Raw genomic sequence first — 16,869 nt, 5'->3', positions numbered from 1 at the left:
TATGTCTCGTTATTGTTCTCAGTGTGGAAAATCGCGCAAAGCTTGTATTTGCTCTTGGATTGTACCGCTAGAAAGCGAAGTCGAACTTATCATTCTTCAACATAGTAGTGAAGAGCATCGGCCACTTGGTACGGCACGGATTCTAAAATTAAGCTTAGACAACTGTACTTGTTTGATCGGTGAAGATTTTTCTCAGGATGAATCCTTAAACAACTTACTGGCGGATGGCGATTATGAGCATTTGATTCTCTACCCATCGGAGCAATCCGTATGCCTGTCTGAAGTTGAAGAAGAGAAGCGTATAAACAACAAGAAAATTCGTCTTATCTTGTTGGATGGAACCTGGAAGAAAGCGTACAAGATGTGGCAGCTTTCAACCAACCTACATGATTTACCAACGGTTAAGTTGCCTGCAAACCTTCAGGGTGGTTATACGATCCGAAAAGCACCTTCTCAGAACAGTTTATCGACGGTCGAAGCGGGCTTTTATGCACTAAGCATACTTGAACCTCAACAGAACTTTACGCCTCTGCTGAATGTGTTTGAAAAGATGATTGAGTTTCAAATCGCCCAGATGCCTCCGGGCGTTTTTGAAAAGAATTATCTGAAGGACAGTAACGACTAAAGCACGATCGACGAGAATAATTGTCGATGCAGTTTCTGCGCATGGCTGTCGGTCATGGCTGAAATGTAGTCAGCAATGACCCTCATTTTGTCGCTTTCAGTGTCAGCCTGACACCAAAGCTCTTTGGTGTGTATCGGAAGTAAACGTTCAGGCGCAGCCGTCAGCGCTTCAAAGATATCCATGATGATTTGTTGACCTTTGTACTCCACAATTTGCACTTGTGGAACCTGGATGACGTACTGGCTAACGAAGTGTTTCAAAACATCGAGGGCTTTTGCTGTTTGCGGCTCTAAACAAGCATTCCAGGCGAGAAGCGGACTAGTGAAGGCGACATCAACGGGCTTAATTGAAATGCTGGTCAGCAATGCATTGACCATACCGCCAATCGCGTCTTTTCGTTCATGGTGTTTACCACTGAACAGCATTTGCCCAATGGAGTCGATATGTGCCTCAAACCACGGGTCACCACAGTCGGCTAACTGGCTGGCAGCGCCTTCTTGCCATTGATGGCGTGTCACCATGCCGAGAACAATCGCATCTTCTAAATCATGAACGCCATAAGCGATATCATCGGCTAACTCCATGATGGAGCAATCAAGCGATTTAAAGCGCGTTTTGCTGTGTTCCAAATCGGATTCTGGCTCATTGCGCATTTGGCTAAGTTGAGCTTTGTCATCGTCTGTAAGCGGCTCGAGTACCCAGTCGAACAGCGCTTTGTCGCAGTCGTATATTCCTTTCGCTGGGTACCATTCGTGCGCTTTCAGTTTTCGTTGGTGTTCTGCTGGCGCAGGTAAAACGGTTGAGCGAGTCTGGCTTATTAGAGCGGGGTACTTTATTAGGCCAAGCAGAGTTCGGCGCGACAAGTTCATGCCAAAGTGTTCTGTATACGGCTCTAGCTTGGTCACGATGCGAAAAGTTTGTGCATTACCCTCAAAGCCACCATGTTCTCGCATCATGTAATTTAGCGCGATTTCACCACCATGCCCGTATGGAGGATGACCGATGTCATGTGCCAGACAGAGCGAATCTATCAGGCTATCTGATGGTAATAGGTCGCGAAATTCTGCTTGTTTCTTTTTGAGCTGAGCAACGATTCCCGTTCCCAGCTGAGCCGCTTCAAGTGAATGGGTTAAACGGGTGCGGTGAAAGTCTTCTAAGCTGTTACCGTGCACCTGGGTTTTAGCCTGTAGGCGACGGAATGCGGCAGAGTGCAGGATTCGGGCTCTGTCACGCTGATAAGGACTTCGATGATCATCTCGACGGATCTTATGTTCATCGTCATGGCGTTGTTGCCATTGTGAGTGCAATTCAAATGACACGAATATCTCCTTTGACTAAGACCTTAACTGATTTCATCCAGTGACAACTCAAAGCTTGGTGCAAAGGTAGTCAGAAAGTAATCCATTTCTGGTGTGTGACGCTCTTGCAATGTCACTTCAAGTCTCTTTTTCGCTAAAGCAAACTCGTGGTTACCTGCACTCAATTCCTCTAAGCATTTCAAATAGGCGCAAATAGAATCCGCTTGTTTGACAATTTTTGCGTCTTCTTCGTGTGCAGAGTGAGAGAGAAGAAATGGGGCAAAGTCTTCATGAAATTCTTCAGGAAGCATAGACAGAAGCTTTTGCTCTGCAGCGGCTTCAATCTTTTTATATTCTTTCGCGATTTCTGGATTGTAGTACTTAACAGGCGTTGGTAAATCACCAGTAAGCACTTCACTTGAATCGTGATACATCGCGAGAAGGGCAATGCGTTCAGGGTTCAGAGCGCCTCCGAACTTCTTGTTTTTGATTAACGCGAGGGCATGGGCAACAAAAGCGACTTGTAAGCTATGTTCCGAAACGTTTTCTGGTGATACAGAGCGCATCAAAGGCCAGCGTTGGATCAGCTTCATTCTTGCCAAGTGGGCGAAAAAATGGCTCTCTTTCATAGCTTTCTCCGTTTCTGGTGTAAAAAAGGAACTCACTAGGAGTTCCTCTAAGCATATGAGAGATCAGGACTAATTACTACCAGTGATTCATTACTGGCTATAAGTCGTTAAGAAGCGCTCGAATCGTCCGATTGCGGTTTCAAGATCTTCGACATGTGGGAGTGTCACGATGCGGAAGTGATCCGGTTTAGGCCAGTTAAAGCCGGTACCCTGAACCAAAAGTACTTTTTCTTGTTTCAGGAAGTCCAACACCATTTGCTGATCGTTTTTGATGTTGTACATCTTGGTATCAATTTTCGGGAACAGATACATAGCTCCTTTCGGCTTAACGCACGATACCCCCGGGATTTGCGTGATCAGCTCATAAGCGCGATTACGCTGCTCGAGCAGGCGACCACCAGGTAAAATCAGTTCATTGATACTCTGGTATCCACCCAGTGCAGTTTGGATCGCGTGCTGCATTGGCACGTTTGCACACAAACGCATTGACGAGAGCAGCTCCAGGCCTTTTATATAGCCAGGTGCGAGGTGCTTTGGCCCTGTAAGGAACATCCAGCCACCGCGGAAGCCACATACACGGTATGCTTTTGACAGGCCGTTGAACGTCATCACGAGTACGTCTTCAGTTAGTGTCGCAACAGAGGTGTGTGTCGCACCGTCGTAAAGAACTTTATCGTAGATTTCGTCTGCAAAAATAATCAGATTGTGCTGACGCGCAATTTCAATGAATTCAAGTAGGAAATCACGGCTGTAAACCGCACCCGTTGGGTTGTTCGGGTTGATTAAAACGATGCCGCGAGTTTTCGGTGTGATTTTACTCTTGATATCTTCTAAATCTGGATACCAGTCTGATTCCTCATCACAAATATAGTGAACCGGTTTACCACCCGATAGTGCCACAGAAGCAGTCCACAATGGGTAATCCGGAGCAGGAATTAGCAGCTCGTCACCATTGTTTAACAGCGCCTGCATCGACATCATGATCAATTCTGATACACCATTGCCTACATAGACATCTTCTACGTCTAGAGAGCGAATGCCTTTACGCTGATAATGCTGAACCACGGCTTTACGAGCCGAATAGATCCCTTTGGAATCGCAGTAACCTTGAGAAGTTGGCAGATTTCGGATTACATCGACTAAAATCTCATCAGGGGCGTCAAAACCAAATGGGGCGGGGTTACCAATGTTTAGCTTTAGGATTTTATGCCCTTCTTCCTCCATGCGCTTAGCATGTTTGAGTACAGGACCCCTAATGTCGTAGCAGACATTATCGAGTTTTGACGACATCCCGATATTTTGCATTGTTTAATTCCTAAAAATTCGTTAATTTCTTTATTAAAATACAATAATTTGTATTTTAATAGAATATATATCTGTAAATTATCTGTTTATAGTCTTTGTTTTGCACCTTTGCTGTTCTACGAGTTTGCAAAAGATCGCATACAGCCTTGATTTGCTTTAGGTCTAAACTTAGAGTAGCCATAAGTTACCCTTTATCCTCACATACTACGAGGTTGATTTGTCACAGTTCCATCAAGCCGTACAAAGAATTATCAAGCGAGTTCAGAAAGCACAAGGCAATCCAATGCGTTTGGTCGAGCCTCTTGGCGAGAAACCACACTTTTCATTGATTGATTGGCTTGATGCGCAACCACTTTTTCCCAAGTTTTATTGGCAATCCCGTGATACTCGTGAAGAAGTTGTCGCTCTAGGACAATTGCATTCTTTTGTCGACCCTGGTTCAGCCTACACGATTCTGGGGGAGGGCCAGCGAGTTTGGGGCGGGCGCTCTTTTGACGGTCAGCATGAGAAAAACCGTCGCTGCATGACCTCGTTTTTCTTTTTGCCGCAAATAGAACTGATTCGCTTTGATGAACAATGGTCTTTAGCGGTTAATGTTGCTGAAGATACATCACGTACATTAGCTGGATTACACAAGCTGGCTTGTGATGTCGCAGCCTTAACGCCAATTTCTACTCACATACGGTTAATAGAGCATACTCCGACTCAGCCTGAGTGGGGAGACCTGGTAGACAAAGTACTCAATGGTATTGAAAATGATGACTTTAAAAAGGTCGTTCTGGCACGTCGTTCCACGCTTCAGCTCGATAGAGAGTTGAGTGCAGCACAATTGCTCAAAGCAAGTGCCAGCCAAAATCATCATAGTTTCCATTTTCTGTTCAGTTTGGATCGTAAGCACAGCTTTATGGGCTCTACTCCAGAGCGTCTCTATGTGCGGGTGGGGCATGAACTTCATACTGAAGCTTTAGCTGGAACCATTGGTCGTGGGGATAATGCGACCCATGATATGGAACTGGCTAACTGGCTATCGCAAGACCTTAAAAACCTGAAAGAAAATCAGTATGTTGTGGATGATATTGTTGAGCGTTTATCCCCTCACTCTGAATCAGTCGAGGTGGAAACGGAGCCCCGATTGGTGCGACTGAGAAAAGTGCAGCATCTCAAACGTAATATCCACGCAAGCCTCAAAGCTGGCATAAATGGTGTGCAGCTGCTTTCTGCATTACAGCCTACCGCGGCCGTTGCTGGTTTACCTCGCCAAGAGTCTATGCAGTTCATCCTTGAAAATGAGCCGTTTGCTCGAGGTTGGTACGCAGGTTCTATGGGGTACATTAGTCACGAACGTGCGGAGTTTTGTGTCGCGATAAGAAGTGCTTTGGTACTTGGTGATCAAGTTCAGTTGTTTGCTGGGGCAGGGATCGTACCTGGCTCAGTTGCCGAGCATGAATGGGCTGAACTGGATAAGAAAATGTCAACGTTGTTAACGCTCATCTCTGAGCACCCGCCACTTGGAGTGGCATCATGAGTCATGATCAAGCCGTACTAAATCGTATTTGGTCTGAAACACTGTTGATAGAGCTGAATCGATTTGGAGTTGAGCATGTGTGCATCGCGCCTGGTTCACGTTCAACACCGTTAACGCTGGAAGCCGCCGATAATCCTAATTTTACGATTCATACCCATTTTGATGAGCGTGGATTAGGCTTTATGGCGTTGGGCTTAGCGAAAGCCAGTCAAAGTCCGGTAGCGGTCATTGTGACTTCTGGTACTGCTGTCGCGAATTTACTGCCAGCGATTGCGGAAGCTAAATTAACCGGTGAGAAGCTGGTGCTGTTAACCGCAGATCGTCCGGTAGAACTGGTTGGCTGTGGAGCGAATCAAGCCATCAATCAATTGGGCATTTTTTCTCAACATGTGTCTGCGAGCTTGAATCTGCCAAGTCCGACAGAAACTACGCCGCTTAACTGGTTGCTTACATCCGTTGATGACGTGATGTTTACACAGCAGCGGGAAGGAAGCGCTGTACATATTAACTGTGCTTTCCCTGAGCCTCTCTATTCAACAGGCTCTAAACGCGAATATCAGCACTATCTAAGCTCTGTCACCGCTTGGAGGGAGAGCCACCGTACTTACACTCAGCGTTTTTCGTCTCTCGCAGTCAGCGACATCCCTTGTTTGGAACAGAAAAAAGGTGTTGTGATCATTGGTAGCTTGCCTTTAGAAGAGTCCGAAGCTGCGCTTTCATTTGCTCAAAAGATGGGTTGGCCGGTATTGGCTGATCCACAAAGTGGTGTCAGCTCCGAGTGGGGACACTACGATTTATGGTTGACCTTGCCGAATCTGGTACAGCAGCTTGAATTGTGTGAACTGATCATCCAGTTCGGCAGCCGCATTATCTCCAAGCGTCTTAATCATTGGATTGAAACTCAGGTTACCCGGGGAGTTGCAGAGCGAGAAACTGAATATTGGTATATTTCCCAGCGCCCAGGCCGAAATAACCAAAGCCATCTGCCGCAACTGCATTGGGTTGAGTCGCCAAAAAGTTGGGTGGAACGTGTCTCTGCTGAAAATTCAATTGAGTCTGGATGGGCAAGCCAGCTAAAAACAGACGTTGAGCAAATCAGCCAGCACATTAGACACTCGTTTTTAGGTGTATCGACCTTCGACTTAAATGAAGTTGCCGTGGCGGTTGATATCGAAGAAAGAGCGCAAAACGTAGACGTATTTCTTGGCAATAGCCTGTTTGTCCGTTTAGTCGATATGTTTGGCCGTCTGGGCAAAAGTGAGGTGTTTTCTAATCGTGGCGCTTCTGGTATTGATGGAATTCTGGCTACGGCATCTGGCGTACAGCGCTCTCGTGACAATCCATTACTGGTTTATATTGGTGATACATCCGCGTTGTACGATCTTAACTCTCTGTCGCTGTTTACTCATGCGAAGCGGCCTGCTGTTATCGTTATTACCAATAATGACGGCGGTGCCATTTTTGATATTCTCCCTGTGCCACAGGAGCATCGCCAGACCTATTACCAAATGCCGCATGGTTATCAGTTTGAACACGCAGCAAAACAATTTGGCTTGAGTTACCAACAGCCCAAAACGTTAGAACAGTATCAGGCACTGGTCTCCGATCACTTTGAGCGTGGCGAAGGCACACTGGTAGTAGAAGTACAAACACCACCTAGCCAAGCGGTGGAACTGATTAAAATATTTAATAAAAACCTGCATGCTAAGTTCTAAATACTTTACGGCAACTGGAAAACACCAAAGCGTCAAACTCCCTACTTTGGTGTTTTTGCATGGCTTGTTAGGAAGTGGGGAGGATTGGCAAACCTGTATCGATGAGTTGACCGAGTTTGAACGGGTGACCATAGACCTACCCGGCCATGGGGCTAGCCAGGCTACCTGTTGCTCCGATTTAGATGATTGCTGCAAATCCCTTAATTCCACACTATCTTTATTATTTTCTTCTCACCAACCGCTTGTTTTGATTGGTTACTCCATGGGTGGCCGAATTGCCATGCATGGATTAGCCAAGAACTGCTTTCCAGATCTCAATATTTGCGCCGCGTTTATTGAGGGGGGAAACTTCGGGCTTCAAACAGAGTCAGAGAAACGAGCGAGGTTTGAAAACGACTATCGCTGGGCGTCGCGCTTTGAAATCGAACCTATTGAACATGTTTTGAGCGATTGGTATCAGCAAACGGTGTTTTCTTCACTAAACCATGAGCAAAGACAAACATTGATTGCAACGCGTAGTGCTAATCTTGGCGATGCTGTCGCGAAGATGTTACGTGCGACATCGCTGGCAACACAGTCGTATCTGTTACCAGCATTACAAGCGCAACCAGTACCGGTTTATTACCTTTGTGGTGCGAAAGATAAAAAATTCTGTCAACTGGCAGCAAATAGCGGGTTGATGTATCGACAAATTGAGGGAGCCGGACACAACGTCCATCAAGAGCAACCCAAACAATTTGCGATGTATATAAAGCAAATAATTCAATCTCACTTAAAGTGAGAGTAACGATAACAATGGGAATCACCATGGCAAAAACAGTAGGCATTTCTGAAGAAGAACTTTACGCTCCGGTTGAATGGAAAGATTGCAGCGAAAAATACGATGATATCCATTATCACAAGTCTGTAGATGGCATTGCGAAAATAACCATCGCGCGTCCACAAGTGCGTAATGCGTTCCGCCCTCAAACAGTGAAAGAGATGATTGATGCATTAGCAGACGCACGTTATGACTCTGCTGTTGGTGTGATTATTTTAACCGGTTTGGGTGAAGATGCGTTCTGTTCTGGTGGTGACCAGAAGATCCGTGGTGATTACGGCGGTTACAAAGATGATCAGGGCACCCACCATTTGAATGTTCTGGACTTCCAACGTGACATCCGTACCTGTCCAAAACCAGTCATTGCTTCTGTTGCTGGCTGGGCTGTCGGTGGTGGTCATGTTCTGCACATGATGTGTGATTTAACCATTGCAGCTGATAATGCGCAGTTTGGTCAGACTGGTCCTAAAGTTGGTTCGTTTGACGGCGGTTGGGGTGCCTCTTACATGGCTCGTATCGTCGGTCAGAAAAAAGCACGCGAGATCTGGTTCCTGTGTCGTTTCTACAATGCGCAAGAAGCATTAGATATGGGCTTAGTGAATACCGTTGTACCACTGGAAGATCTTGAGAAAGAAACCGTTCGCTGGTGTCGTGAAGTACTTCAGCACAGCCCAATGGCGTTGCGTTGTCTGAAAGCGGCGTTGAATGCTGACTGTGATGGTCAAGCAGGCTTACAAGAACTGGCAGGCAACGCGACCATGATGTTCTACATGACCGATGAAGGTCAGGAAGGCCGTAACGCCTTTAACGAGAAGCGTCGCCCAGACTTCGATAAATTCCCTCGTAACCCTTAATCCGTATAGAAGAGAAGCCATAAGGCTTCTCTGAATTGAATTTAGAGCCCAAGGATCTTGTCCTTCGGGAGGACGCTGATTTTTCTTTTAGCGTGCTTGGGCTATACGGACTACTAGGAGAGGATTATGCGTAAAGCGAAAATTTACCGTTACTGCCTTCCCATGGATAGTGGCGTAATACTGCGTGATAACAAATTGACCGAGCGTGTCGGTTACGTTATTGAGTTAACTGATGGTGAGCAGGTTGGCCTTGGTGAAGTTGCCCCTCTTGTGGGGTTTAGCCACGAAACTAGCGATGAGGCGGGTATGCAGCTTCAGGACCAGGCTGAACGTTGGGTTGCTGGATTGCCGATTGATTACGCCAATATGGTGCCGTCGGTTGCTTTCGGCTTATCAATGGCTCAGCTTGAATTAGCTGGAGAGTTGCCTCGTGATGGTCAATATCAAGCAGCGCCACTTTGTACCGGTGATCCTGACGAACTGATTCCCAAATTGAACGAGATGGAAGGGGACAAAGTCGCCAAGATCAAAGTAGGGCTTTATGAGCCTATTCGCGATGGTATGTTGGTGAACCTGTTTCTGGAGTCCATTCCTCAGCTCACTTTGCGACTTGATGCTAATCGAGCGTGGACACCAGAAAAAGCTCAACAGTTCGCCAAGTATGTAACACCATCGTTGCGTCAACGGATCTCATTCTTAGAGGAGCCTTGCCGTTCACCGGGCGACAGTCTATCGTTCGCTATTAATACTGGTATCGCCATCGCTTGGGATGAAACCCTACAGGATGCGTCTCGCCGTGAAGATTTCCGTCTCGAAGATCTAACCGGCGTAAAAGCTATCATCATTAAGCCGACTCTGATTGGCTCCGTTGATTTTTGTATTAAGCTAATCGAAAAAGCAAAGTCTCTGGGCATGAAAGCGGTGATCAGTTCAAGTATCGAATCCAGTTTAGGATTGACTCAACTTGCACGTTTTGCCAAATGGCAACTTCCTGATGAAGTTCCGGGATTAGACACCATCGGACTGTTTAAATCACAGTTAGAGCAAGGTTGGCCAGAGTGTGAACTTCCAATTGCCCCTCTCGCTGAGCAGGAATTAGTGTGGCAATCAGCGTAGAGCCATTCGCGACAGAAAATAGCGCGATTGCACCTTGGAATTACTGGGCTCAGACGAGCCCATTTTCGACTGCATTAGTGACTCCGGAAGAGTCCTTAACCTGGCAGCAGCTTGAATCTCGTATTGAACATTATGCTCACTATTTGCGGGAGCAAGGAGTAGGGTGCGGAAGTGTTGTTACGCTCGTCGGCAAGAATCAAGCTGAGACGGTGTTGTTATATCTGGCGGCGCAGCAGATAGGCGCTATTGCGGCATTAACTATGCCACAGCCGTTCGAGGCACTTAACGGCAAGTTGCACACTTTGTACCAGCCAAAACAGCCGCGTTTCATGTGGTTTACCGAAGAAGTATTGGCCTCTTATTCTAAACAAGATCAAACCGCTCTGAACGGCACATTACTGAACTGTCCCAAGAATACATCACAATCATTAAACGCCAAGCAAGAGAGCGGTTATCGCCTTGATAATGCGGCGTCGATTGTCTTCACTTCAGGCTCAACTGGCGTGCCGAAAGCCGTGGTGCATACTCATCGACAACATTACGCCTCAGCACAAGGTTTGTTGAGTGAGTTTACGTTCACTCAGCAGGATACTTGGTTGTTGTCATTGCCTCTCTATCACGTTTCTGGGCTGGCGATTATGTATCGTTGGTTGTTTGTTGGTGCAACGCTGAAGATTGGTGATGGTCAACTGGCACAGGATATTTTAGGCGTCTCTCATGCCTCACTGGTGCCTACACAACTTAAACGATTATTGGATGACAAGGCAGAGCTGTCTTTGTCTCATGTTTTGCTGGGAGGGAGCCATGTCGATCATGAGTTGGCTTTGCGTGCAGCAAGTCAGGGGATTGAAACCTGGCTGGGCTACGGCATGACAGAAGCGGCGTCTACAGTGACAGCAAAGCAAATCGACAAAATCAGCAATGCTGGCCACGTGCTCCAAAATCGCGACATCAAGTTAGTTGATGGTCGTATTTTTATCGGTGGGCAAACCTTAGCATCTGGCTATTTTTTTCAGGGTGACATTACGCCGTTGGTGGACGAATCAGGCTGGTTTGACAGCAAGGATTTAGGAGAATGGCAGGGCAATGAGCTGAAGATTATTGGTCGGGCTGATAATCAGTTCATCTCAGGTGGTGAAAACATTCATTGCGAAGAGATAGAGGCGGTTCTGAACCAGATCGAGACTGTGGTGCAAAGTATTGTGGTGCCCGTTAAAGATAAGGAGTTCGGACATCGACCTGTAGCGGTGATTCAAACCGACCAATTGATGAGTTCAGAGTACTACGAACATTTCCTGCAGGCCAAACTTGAGAAGTTCAAGTGGCCAATCGCGTATCACTCGATGCCAAAGACATTATTAGCAGGTGGAATAAAGGTCTCTCGCAAAGCGGTAAAAGAGTGGCTGCAGGGGAATTGACCAATCTTAAGTAAGGTTAGTCAATTTTGCTATGTGTTAGTCAGAAAGGGAATTTTGTATCCTTATAACACTGAATCATAATTACGCTTCATTCTAGAGAATAAAAGCATAAGGTTCAGTATGGTCAAGACTGCGTTAGTAGCGGCAGTTCTGCTACAAATAGGCATCTCACTCAACAGTGAAGGGTTAGCACGCTCTTTAGCTGAACTGACCGCATTTCTTATCGCGATCGCTTTAGTTTTTATTCATAAGCAACGAAGTGATCGTGCGTCAGGCAGAACTGAGTCAGAAAGCGTTTGATTAATACTTTCTACGGTTGATTGGCTCAGTGAATCAATAGCCATATCAGTGATGATACGGAAACTAAAACCCACAAACTGACACCAAACAGCAATGGCTTAGCACCAGCAGACTTCAGCTTGGAAACGGAAATACTGCATCCTATCAAGAATAAGCACACCACCAATGCCTGCTTGGCAACGGTAAAGATACCGTGATAGAGCATCTCGAATTGAGGTAAAAAGTCACTGAACGCGATGGCCGCGCAATACCAAAAAATAAAGTAAGGAATCGCAATCTTACTTGAACCATCTTCTCCATTATCTCGCGAGAAAATCACAGCACTAATTAATGCAACCGGAATGATCCAAAGCGCGCGAGCTAATTTGAGGGTCGTTGCTGTGGTAAGCGCTTCCTCACCATAAGCCGATGCGGCGCCGACCACAGAAGAGGTGTCATGAATGGCAATGGCTGCCCATGTGCCAAACGTATGTTGGTCTAGTTCCAGCGCATGGCCAATTACGGGGAATACGAATAGGGCGACTGAGTTTAGGACGAATACAGTTGCCAGTGCTAAACCAATCTGTTCATCTTTGGCTCTAATCGCGGGGGCAACGGCTGCGATAGCACTGCCACCACAAATCGCAGTGCCGGAAGAAATTAAGTACGCCGTCGTTGTTTCAAGTTTAATGGCTTTGGCAATGAGCGAACCGATCACCAATGTACCGAGTATGGTAGCGATGATAAGACCAATACCATCAGACGTAACCGCCAGAGCCTGCTCGAAATTAATCCCAAACCCTAAACCGATAATGGAATAAGACAGTAGCTTTTTGGTGAAAGACGCGATCGGCAGTTCGCCTGGCACAAAGCCAAAGCTAGTCAGTAAAAAGCCAATAACCAGCGCGATAGGTGAGGATACAAAAGGGGTCAGGCAAAACAGCAGCGCCAATCCAAAAAGAAGATACTTTTTATTCAAGGTTTATTATTCGTTATTGTTTGTGAAAGTGTGAGTATATCGCATCACTTATGGTCAGTTTGTCTTAATGATTTGAACACATGTTCAGTTATCCTAAACATGTGTTCAAATGAATAGATTCAACGGGGCTTATCAGCGCCAATCACCGCGTAATTCTCGCACCTTCTCAAACATCAATTGAGCCGTTGCGTCGTTTGGCTGGACTGGCGAGCCTGCTTCTATTTCCAGCTTCGACCAGAATCTGGTTGGAAGCCCTTTACAAGCTCTGCCTTTGCATCGGCTAAAGTAGCTACCCCAAAGCCCTTTTAATGCTACTGGAATAACAGGGACAGGACTGCGGCGCAGAATAATATCAATACCGCGCATGAACTCTTGGATCTCTCCGTCAGAGGTCAGCTTACCTTCCGGGAAAATACACACGATATCGCCTTCGGCTAATGCTTGTTCGACGTCATTGAACGCTCTTCGGATTGAATTTCGATTACTGGCTGAAATAGGTATCACACCCGTTCGGCGCAAGAAGCCGCGTATCGGCGTCAGGTTGGCGTAATCTTCTTCCATTACAAAGCGAATTAGGCGAGGGCATACCGCACTTAAAAGTAATGCGTCCATATAACTGACGTGATTACACACAATCAAGGCACCGCCGCTTTCTGGCAAATGATGCAGGTTCTTGTGTTTGACTCGGTAAATAGTGTGAGTCAGCATCCAAACAACAAAACGGACGACGAAGATAGGTACCTGCATAAACAGGTACACAGTGACAAGGAGGTTGAGTACTGCAAGTAACGCAAACAACTGCGGAATCGTCATTTCAATCACGCTTAAGCAGACAATGCCTAACACCGCGCTACCCACCATAAAGAACGAGTTAAAGATGTTGAGCCCAGCAATGACCTGAGCACGTTCGGTTTCTTTTGCTCGGTGCTGCATTAACGCGTAAAGAGGAACAATGAATAACCCGCCTGATGCACCAATCATCAATAGGTAGAAAAACAGAAGCCAGTAATCCTGGAAGGCGATGAATTCACTAAAAGTTTGAAATTGAGGTAAGTCGCCTGGAATCGAGGTCGCCATCAAGTAACCGAATATTGTGATACCCAGCGCGCCAATTGGCACGATACCGACTTCAATTCGGTGATTGGAAATCCAGTTACAAAGCAATGACCCCAGCGCAATACCGATTGAAAAGAGGGCAAGTAAGAAGGAAACCGCGCTTTCTGTGCCGTTCAGATACACTTTCGTAAAGTTTGGAAATTGGGTCAGGTAAGCAGCACCCAGGAACCAGAACCAACTGATTGCCATAATACACTGAAAGACTACCCGATCAGACTTACAGATCGAGAGGGTGTGCTTAGTTTGTTGATATGGTTGCCAGCGGAAGGTCAGGTTCGGTGCACTAGCGGCTGAAAATGGGATAAAACGACTCGATAAATAACCGAGCAGCGCAAATAGCACCACACAAAATGCCGCGAGGTATTTGGCATTCTCTGATGAGGCAATAATGCCGGCTCCCAGCGTCCCAATCAGAATTGCGATAAAGGTACCGGCTTCGACTAAGGCGTTACCCGGAACCAATTCTTTATCATTCAGGTTTTGTGGCAGCAGAGCGTACTTTACCGGGCCAAAAAATGCGGACTGAGTGCCCATCAAAAACAGCAGCAGTAATAACACGCCATAACTTTCGGTAATAAAGCCAATGGCGCCCAAAGCCATTATTGCAATTTCAAATAGCTTTACCTTGCGGATAAACCAGGACTTTTCGTACTTGTCTGCTAATACACCTGCTGAGGCTGAAAACAGAAAGAAAGGAAGAATGAATAAACCCGCGGCTAAATTGATGAACAGGTTGCTGGAAATAGGTAAGGCTCCGGCACCAGCAAAGGCGACAAAAAGCAGTAAAACGTTCTTAAAAATGTTGTCATTGAAAGCGCCGAAAAACTGAGTAATGAAATAAGGCAGGAACTTTCTTTGTCTAAGTAAGGAGGGATGTCTGTCCGATGACATGTCGAATCCTTTATTACCAGTTATTGAGGTAGTTAGATAGCAGGTTACTTATTAAAACTTTACCGTCCACTGGTTCACTCGAGAAAAATTTATCATCTACGCTGAGTAGGGTAATGCCATGTACGCCAGACCACAACACACGACTGGCTTGAATTACTTCAGAGTCTGTGCGGTGAGGCGCAATTTCCGCGAGAAGTGACTCTAATATCCCTGTCATACCATCAATGCGTTTTGCTTGCCATTCAGGGAGCTCTGCGCCGTTCATGTTATGCTCGAATACTAATTGCCATCGGTATGGATGTTTAAGGGCAAAATCGTGGTAACAATAGGCCAGTTCAAACAGTGCTTCGTTTGCGTTTTTACAATCACTTGTCGCTTTTCTTGACTCCTGGGATAACTCATCCAGAGTCTGAGCTACAACATGTAAAAGTAGTAAGTTGTAGTTACCGAAAATGTTAACTAATGTACTTGGCACGTAACCGATCATGTTAGCGATCTTACGAAGACTAAGCTCGTGATAAGAGTTCTCTTCTAAAAAATCTTTAACGGTTGCTAAGGTTAGGTTTATTAACTCTTCTCTGGTGTGATCGTTTCTGCGCGCCATACTTCAAACTGCTTTATTGAACATTGTTCAATATGATAGTCGGCTAGTTATTCACCGTCAATAAATCCTGTATCCAAATGAGCATAACGAGAGGTGGATTTGTCTGTTGTTACTGATACTTGCATAAGAAATGATCAGCGAGTGTAACTTTGGCAATATTCTGATACATGTCAGACGGGTTAGATTGTTTTAATGAGCATGCATACGGAGTATGATGATTCAACACTCATCTTTGACGTGCCACTATCTGAACACTAGAACTGATGATTCAGTTGGGCACATTCTTGGATAACTATCGTCAATTGTAAGGATAACGATGAAACGCATATTTTCGATTGTTGCTCTGCTAATGTTCACCGTTGCTGTAACACCTATTGCAGAAGCGAAAAAGTTTGGTGGTGGTAAGTCTTTTGGTAAGAGCTACAAGACTGCGCCTGCGCCAACACAGAAGCAAACAACAAACACGAGTACCGTCGGTAAAGATCAAACCGCCAAATCTTCAAGCAAGAAAGGCTTGATGGGTGGTTTACTCGGAGGTCTTTTAGCTGGTGGCCTTCTGGCAGCATTCTTTGGTGGTGCTTTTGAAGGTATCCAATTTATGGATATCCTTATTATTGGCTTGATTGCCTTCCTAATCTTTAAACTGATGCGAGGCATGTTGGCTGCGAAGCAGGGCAGTATGAATCAGCATCGTCAGCAGCCTGCATTTGGTGGTAACAGCTCGAAGTTCGAACAGCCGAACACTCAAAATTTTGAGCAGCAGCCAAACGTAAATGCTGGTGGTTTTGGTGGCTTCGGTGCACAAAGTGACGTTCCACATAACTTTCCTCCGGGCTTTGACCAGGCAGGATTTGTGAATGGTGCTCGCGAACACTACCGAATCCTACAAGGCGCGTGGAACCATAACCAGCTAGAAACGATTGAAGAATATGTTTCTCCGAGCTTACTTGATGATCTAAAAGCAGAGCGCGCGAAACTGGATGGCGAACAACATACTGATGTGATGTACGTTGATGCAGAGATTGTTCGTGCGGATTACGACGCAAACAAAGCTGAGCTTAGCTTGCAGTTTAGCGGCCGTTACCGCGATGCTGTCGAAGGTATCGAAGAAGATATCACTGATATCTGGCACCTTGAACGTGATCTAACTGTACCTAACGCACCTTGGTTGATTGTTGGTATTCAAGGTTAATCTTCAACAGCGTTCAATTTAGTATCAATAAAATCCCGCTTTTATAGCGGGATTTTTTGTACCTGAAAGTTACCATTAAGTTTTGGTGGGCAGTCTAGTAATACCAGTACCAGAAAAACTCTCATTCATGTGTTTGGTTACTCTCGGTGTTAGCCACGTTAGACCCGTGTAATGCGATAAACTCGTTACTGCAATTTACACCTTGTTTCTCATGCTTCTTCTAGCTCAATAACTTGCCGTTATTTTGGACTATGGGTATTAGCCATAGGGGGATAAATAACGGTCTGTTACTTTGTATTTAGCTGTGTTGAAGAGCCGCAATATCTGAATGAGTAGTGAGAAGGTGAATGAAGGGAAATAACGTTTATAAGTCTGTAGGTTAACGAGGGGCAAAACGAAAAAGCCAGCTCAATGAGCTGGCTTTTCAATATGGTGGAGGGGGACGGATTCGAACCATCGAAGGCAGTGCCGGCAGATTTACAGTCTGCTCCCTTTGGCCACTC

15 protein-coding genes are annotated in these 16,869 nt (G+C 45.9%); 9 read left to right on the top strand and 6 right to left on the bottom strand.

All coding sequences use genetic code 11. From position 1 onward, the window contains the following. The first annotated feature begins 1 nt into the window (after position 1). A complete protein-coding gene (locus V1U08_RS18565) occupies positions 2-625 on the top strand; it encodes a tRNA-uridine aminocarboxypropyltransferase (RefSeq protein ID WP_065296543.1) in 624 nt (207 codons plus the stop codon). On the opposite strand, the gene V1U08_RS18560 is transcribed toward V1U08_RS18565, so the two are convergent. The 3 genes from V1U08_RS18560 to V1U08_RS18550 all read right to left on the bottom strand — a co-directional run bounded on the left by V1U08_RS18560 (position 622) and on the right by V1U08_RS18550 (position 3,857). After that, positions 622-1,944, bottom strand: a complete 1,323-nt coding sequence (locus V1U08_RS18560; RefSeq protein WP_239948929.1) for an anti-phage deoxyguanosine triphosphatase — start codon at positions 1,942-1,944, stop codon at positions 622-624. The genes V1U08_RS18565 and V1U08_RS18560 overlap by 4 nt on opposite strands. Positions 1,945-1,967: 23 nt before the next feature. Next, positions 1,968-2,552, bottom strand: coding sequence for a 5'-deoxynucleotidase (gene yfbR, locus V1U08_RS18555; RefSeq protein WP_014231229.1), 585 nt, complete (start codon positions 2,550-2,552; stop codon positions 1,968-1,970). 90 nt (positions 2,553-2,642) lie between these two features. Further along, the gene (locus tag V1U08_RS18550) at positions 2,643-3,857 is read right to left on the bottom strand and encodes a pyridoxal phosphate-dependent aminotransferase (RefSeq protein ID WP_014231230.1); all 1,215 of its coding nucleotides are present in this window, start codon (positions 3,855-3,857) and stop codon (positions 2,643-2,645) included. A 217-nt stretch (positions 3,858-4,074) separates the two neighbouring features. Here V1U08_RS18550 and V1U08_RS18545 point away from each other — a divergent pair, with 217 nt between their 5' ends. The 7 genes from V1U08_RS18545 (at position 4,075) to V1U08_RS18515 (ending at position 11,605) form a co-directional block, all read left to right on the top strand. Beyond that, positions 4,075-5,382 carry an isochorismate synthase gene (locus tag V1U08_RS18545; RefSeq protein ID WP_330471218.1) on the top strand — a complete coding sequence of 436 codons (1,308 nt, stop codon included), beginning with the start codon at positions 4,075-4,077 and terminating at the stop codon, positions 5,380-5,382. After that, positions 5,379-7,097 (top strand): 2-succinyl-5-enolpyruvyl-6-hydroxy-3-cyclohexene-1-carboxylic-acid synthase, encoded by a 1,719-nt coding sequence (menD, locus tag V1U08_RS18540; protein ID WP_330471217.1) that lies wholly within the window; start codon positions 5,379-5,381, stop codon positions 7,095-7,097. Before V1U08_RS18545 ends, menD begins: the two co-directional genes overlap by 4 nt. Continuing rightward, positions 7,084-7,878 carry a 2-succinyl-6-hydroxy-2,4-cyclohexadiene-1-carboxylate synthase gene (menH, locus tag V1U08_RS18535; RefSeq protein ID WP_330471216.1) on the top strand — a complete coding sequence of 265 codons (795 nt, stop codon included), beginning with the start codon at positions 7,084-7,086 and terminating at the stop codon, positions 7,876-7,878. Before menD ends, menH begins: the two co-directional genes overlap by 14 nt. A 26-nt stretch (positions 7,879-7,904) precedes the next feature. Beyond that, positions 7,905-8,771 (top strand): 1,4-dihydroxy-2-naphthoyl-CoA synthase, encoded by an 867-nt coding sequence (gene menB, locus V1U08_RS18530; protein ID WP_014231234.1) that lies wholly within the window; start codon positions 7,905-7,907, stop codon positions 8,769-8,771. A gap of 126 nt (positions 8,772-8,897) precedes the next feature. Continuing rightward, a complete protein-coding gene (gene menC, locus V1U08_RS18525) occupies positions 8,898-9,887 on the top strand; it encodes an o-succinylbenzoate synthase (protein WP_020336155.1) in 990 nt (329 codons plus the stop codon). Beyond that, positions 9,872-11,305, top strand: coding sequence for an o-succinylbenzoate--CoA ligase (menE, locus tag V1U08_RS18520; RefSeq protein WP_065302121.1), 1,434 nt, complete (start codon positions 9,872-9,874; stop codon positions 11,303-11,305). The genes menC and menE overlap by 16 nt, the downstream gene beginning before the upstream one ends. Before the next feature lie 120 nt (positions 11,306-11,425). Next, the gene (locus V1U08_RS18515; RefSeq protein WP_020336157.1) at positions 11,426-11,605 is read left to right on the top strand and encodes a hypothetical protein; all 180 of its coding nucleotides are present in this window, start codon (positions 11,426-11,428) and stop codon (positions 11,603-11,605) included. A 25-nt stretch (positions 11,606-11,630) separates the two neighbouring features. On the opposite strand, the gene V1U08_RS18510 is transcribed toward V1U08_RS18515, so the two are convergent. From V1U08_RS18510 to V1U08_RS18500, 3 genes are all read right to left on the bottom strand, one after another. Further along, the gene (locus V1U08_RS18510) at positions 11,631-12,536 is read right to left on the bottom strand and encodes a YeiH family protein (RefSeq protein ID WP_443089737.1); all 906 of its coding nucleotides are present in this window, start codon (positions 12,534-12,536) and stop codon (positions 11,631-11,633) included. Positions 12,537-12,695: 159 nt separating this feature from the next. Next, positions 12,696-14,570, bottom strand: a complete 1,875-nt coding sequence (locus V1U08_RS18505) for an MFS transporter (RefSeq protein WP_065302123.1) — start codon at positions 14,568-14,570, stop codon at positions 12,696-12,698. A 13-nt stretch (positions 14,571-14,583) separates the two neighbouring features. Continuing rightward, positions 14,584-15,174, bottom strand: coding sequence for a TetR/AcrR family transcriptional regulator (locus V1U08_RS18500; RefSeq protein ID WP_014231240.1), 591 nt, complete (start codon positions 15,172-15,174; stop codon positions 14,584-14,586). Positions 15,175-15,490: 316 nt separating this feature from the next. Here V1U08_RS18500 and V1U08_RS18495 point away from each other — a divergent pair, with 316 nt between their 5' ends. After that, complete coding sequence (locus tag V1U08_RS18495; RefSeq protein WP_014231241.1) at positions 15,491-16,366, top strand: Tim44 domain-containing protein; 876 nt, start codon at positions 15,491-15,493, stop codon at positions 16,364-16,366. Positions 16,367-16,869 lie beyond the last annotated feature (503 nt).

It is taken from the genome of Vibrio sp. YYF0003, from assembly GCF_036350715.1.
Taxonomy (GTDB): Bacteria; Pseudomonadota; Gammaproteobacteria; order Enterobacterales; family Vibrionaceae; genus Vibrio; species Vibrio natriegens.
The sequence above is the reverse complement of the archived record's forward strand: the minus strand, read 5'-3'. Positions and strand labels throughout refer to the sequence as shown.

What these genes read in the sequence shown, in the direction of transcription:
- V1U08_RS18565 (WP_065296543.1), top strand. Translation starts at nt 2, where the DNA reads ATGTCTCGTTATTGTTCTCAGTGTGGAAAATCGCGCAAAGCTTGTATT.
- yfbR (WP_014231229.1), bottom strand. Translation starts at nt 2,552, where the DNA reads ATGAAAGAGAGCCATTTTTTCGCCCACTTGGCAAGAATGAAGCTGATC.
- V1U08_RS18550 (WP_014231230.1), bottom strand. Translation starts at nt 3,857, where the DNA reads ATGCAAAATATCGGGATGTCGTCAAAACTCGATAATGTCTGCTACGAC.
- menD (WP_330471217.1), top strand. Translation starts at nt 5,379, where the DNA reads ATGAGTCATGATCAAGCCGTACTAAATCGTATTTGGTCTGAAACACTG.
- menH (WP_330471216.1), top strand. Translation starts at nt 7,084, where the DNA reads ATGCTAAGTTCTAAATACTTTACGGCAACTGGAAAACACCAAAGCGTC.
- menB (WP_014231234.1), top strand. Translation starts at nt 7,905, where the DNA reads ATGGCAAAAACAGTAGGCATTTCTGAAGAAGAACTTTACGCTCCGGTT.
- menC (WP_020336155.1), top strand. Translation starts at nt 8,898, where the DNA reads ATGCGTAAAGCGAAAATTTACCGTTACTGCCTTCCCATGGATAGTGGC.
- V1U08_RS18515 (WP_020336157.1), top strand. Translation starts at nt 11,426, where the DNA reads ATGGTCAAGACTGCGTTAGTAGCGGCAGTTCTGCTACAAATAGGCATC.
- V1U08_RS18505 (WP_065302123.1), bottom strand. Translation starts at nt 14,570, where the DNA reads ATGTCATCGGACAGACATCCCTCCTTACTTAGACAAAGAAAGTTCCTG.
- V1U08_RS18500 (WP_014231240.1), bottom strand. Translation starts at nt 15,174, where the DNA reads ATGGCGCGCAGAAACGATCACACCAGAGAAGAGTTAATAAACCTAACC.
- V1U08_RS18495 (WP_014231241.1), top strand. Translation starts at nt 15,491, where the DNA reads ATGAAACGCATATTTTCGATTGTTGCTCTGCTAATGTTCACCGTTGCT.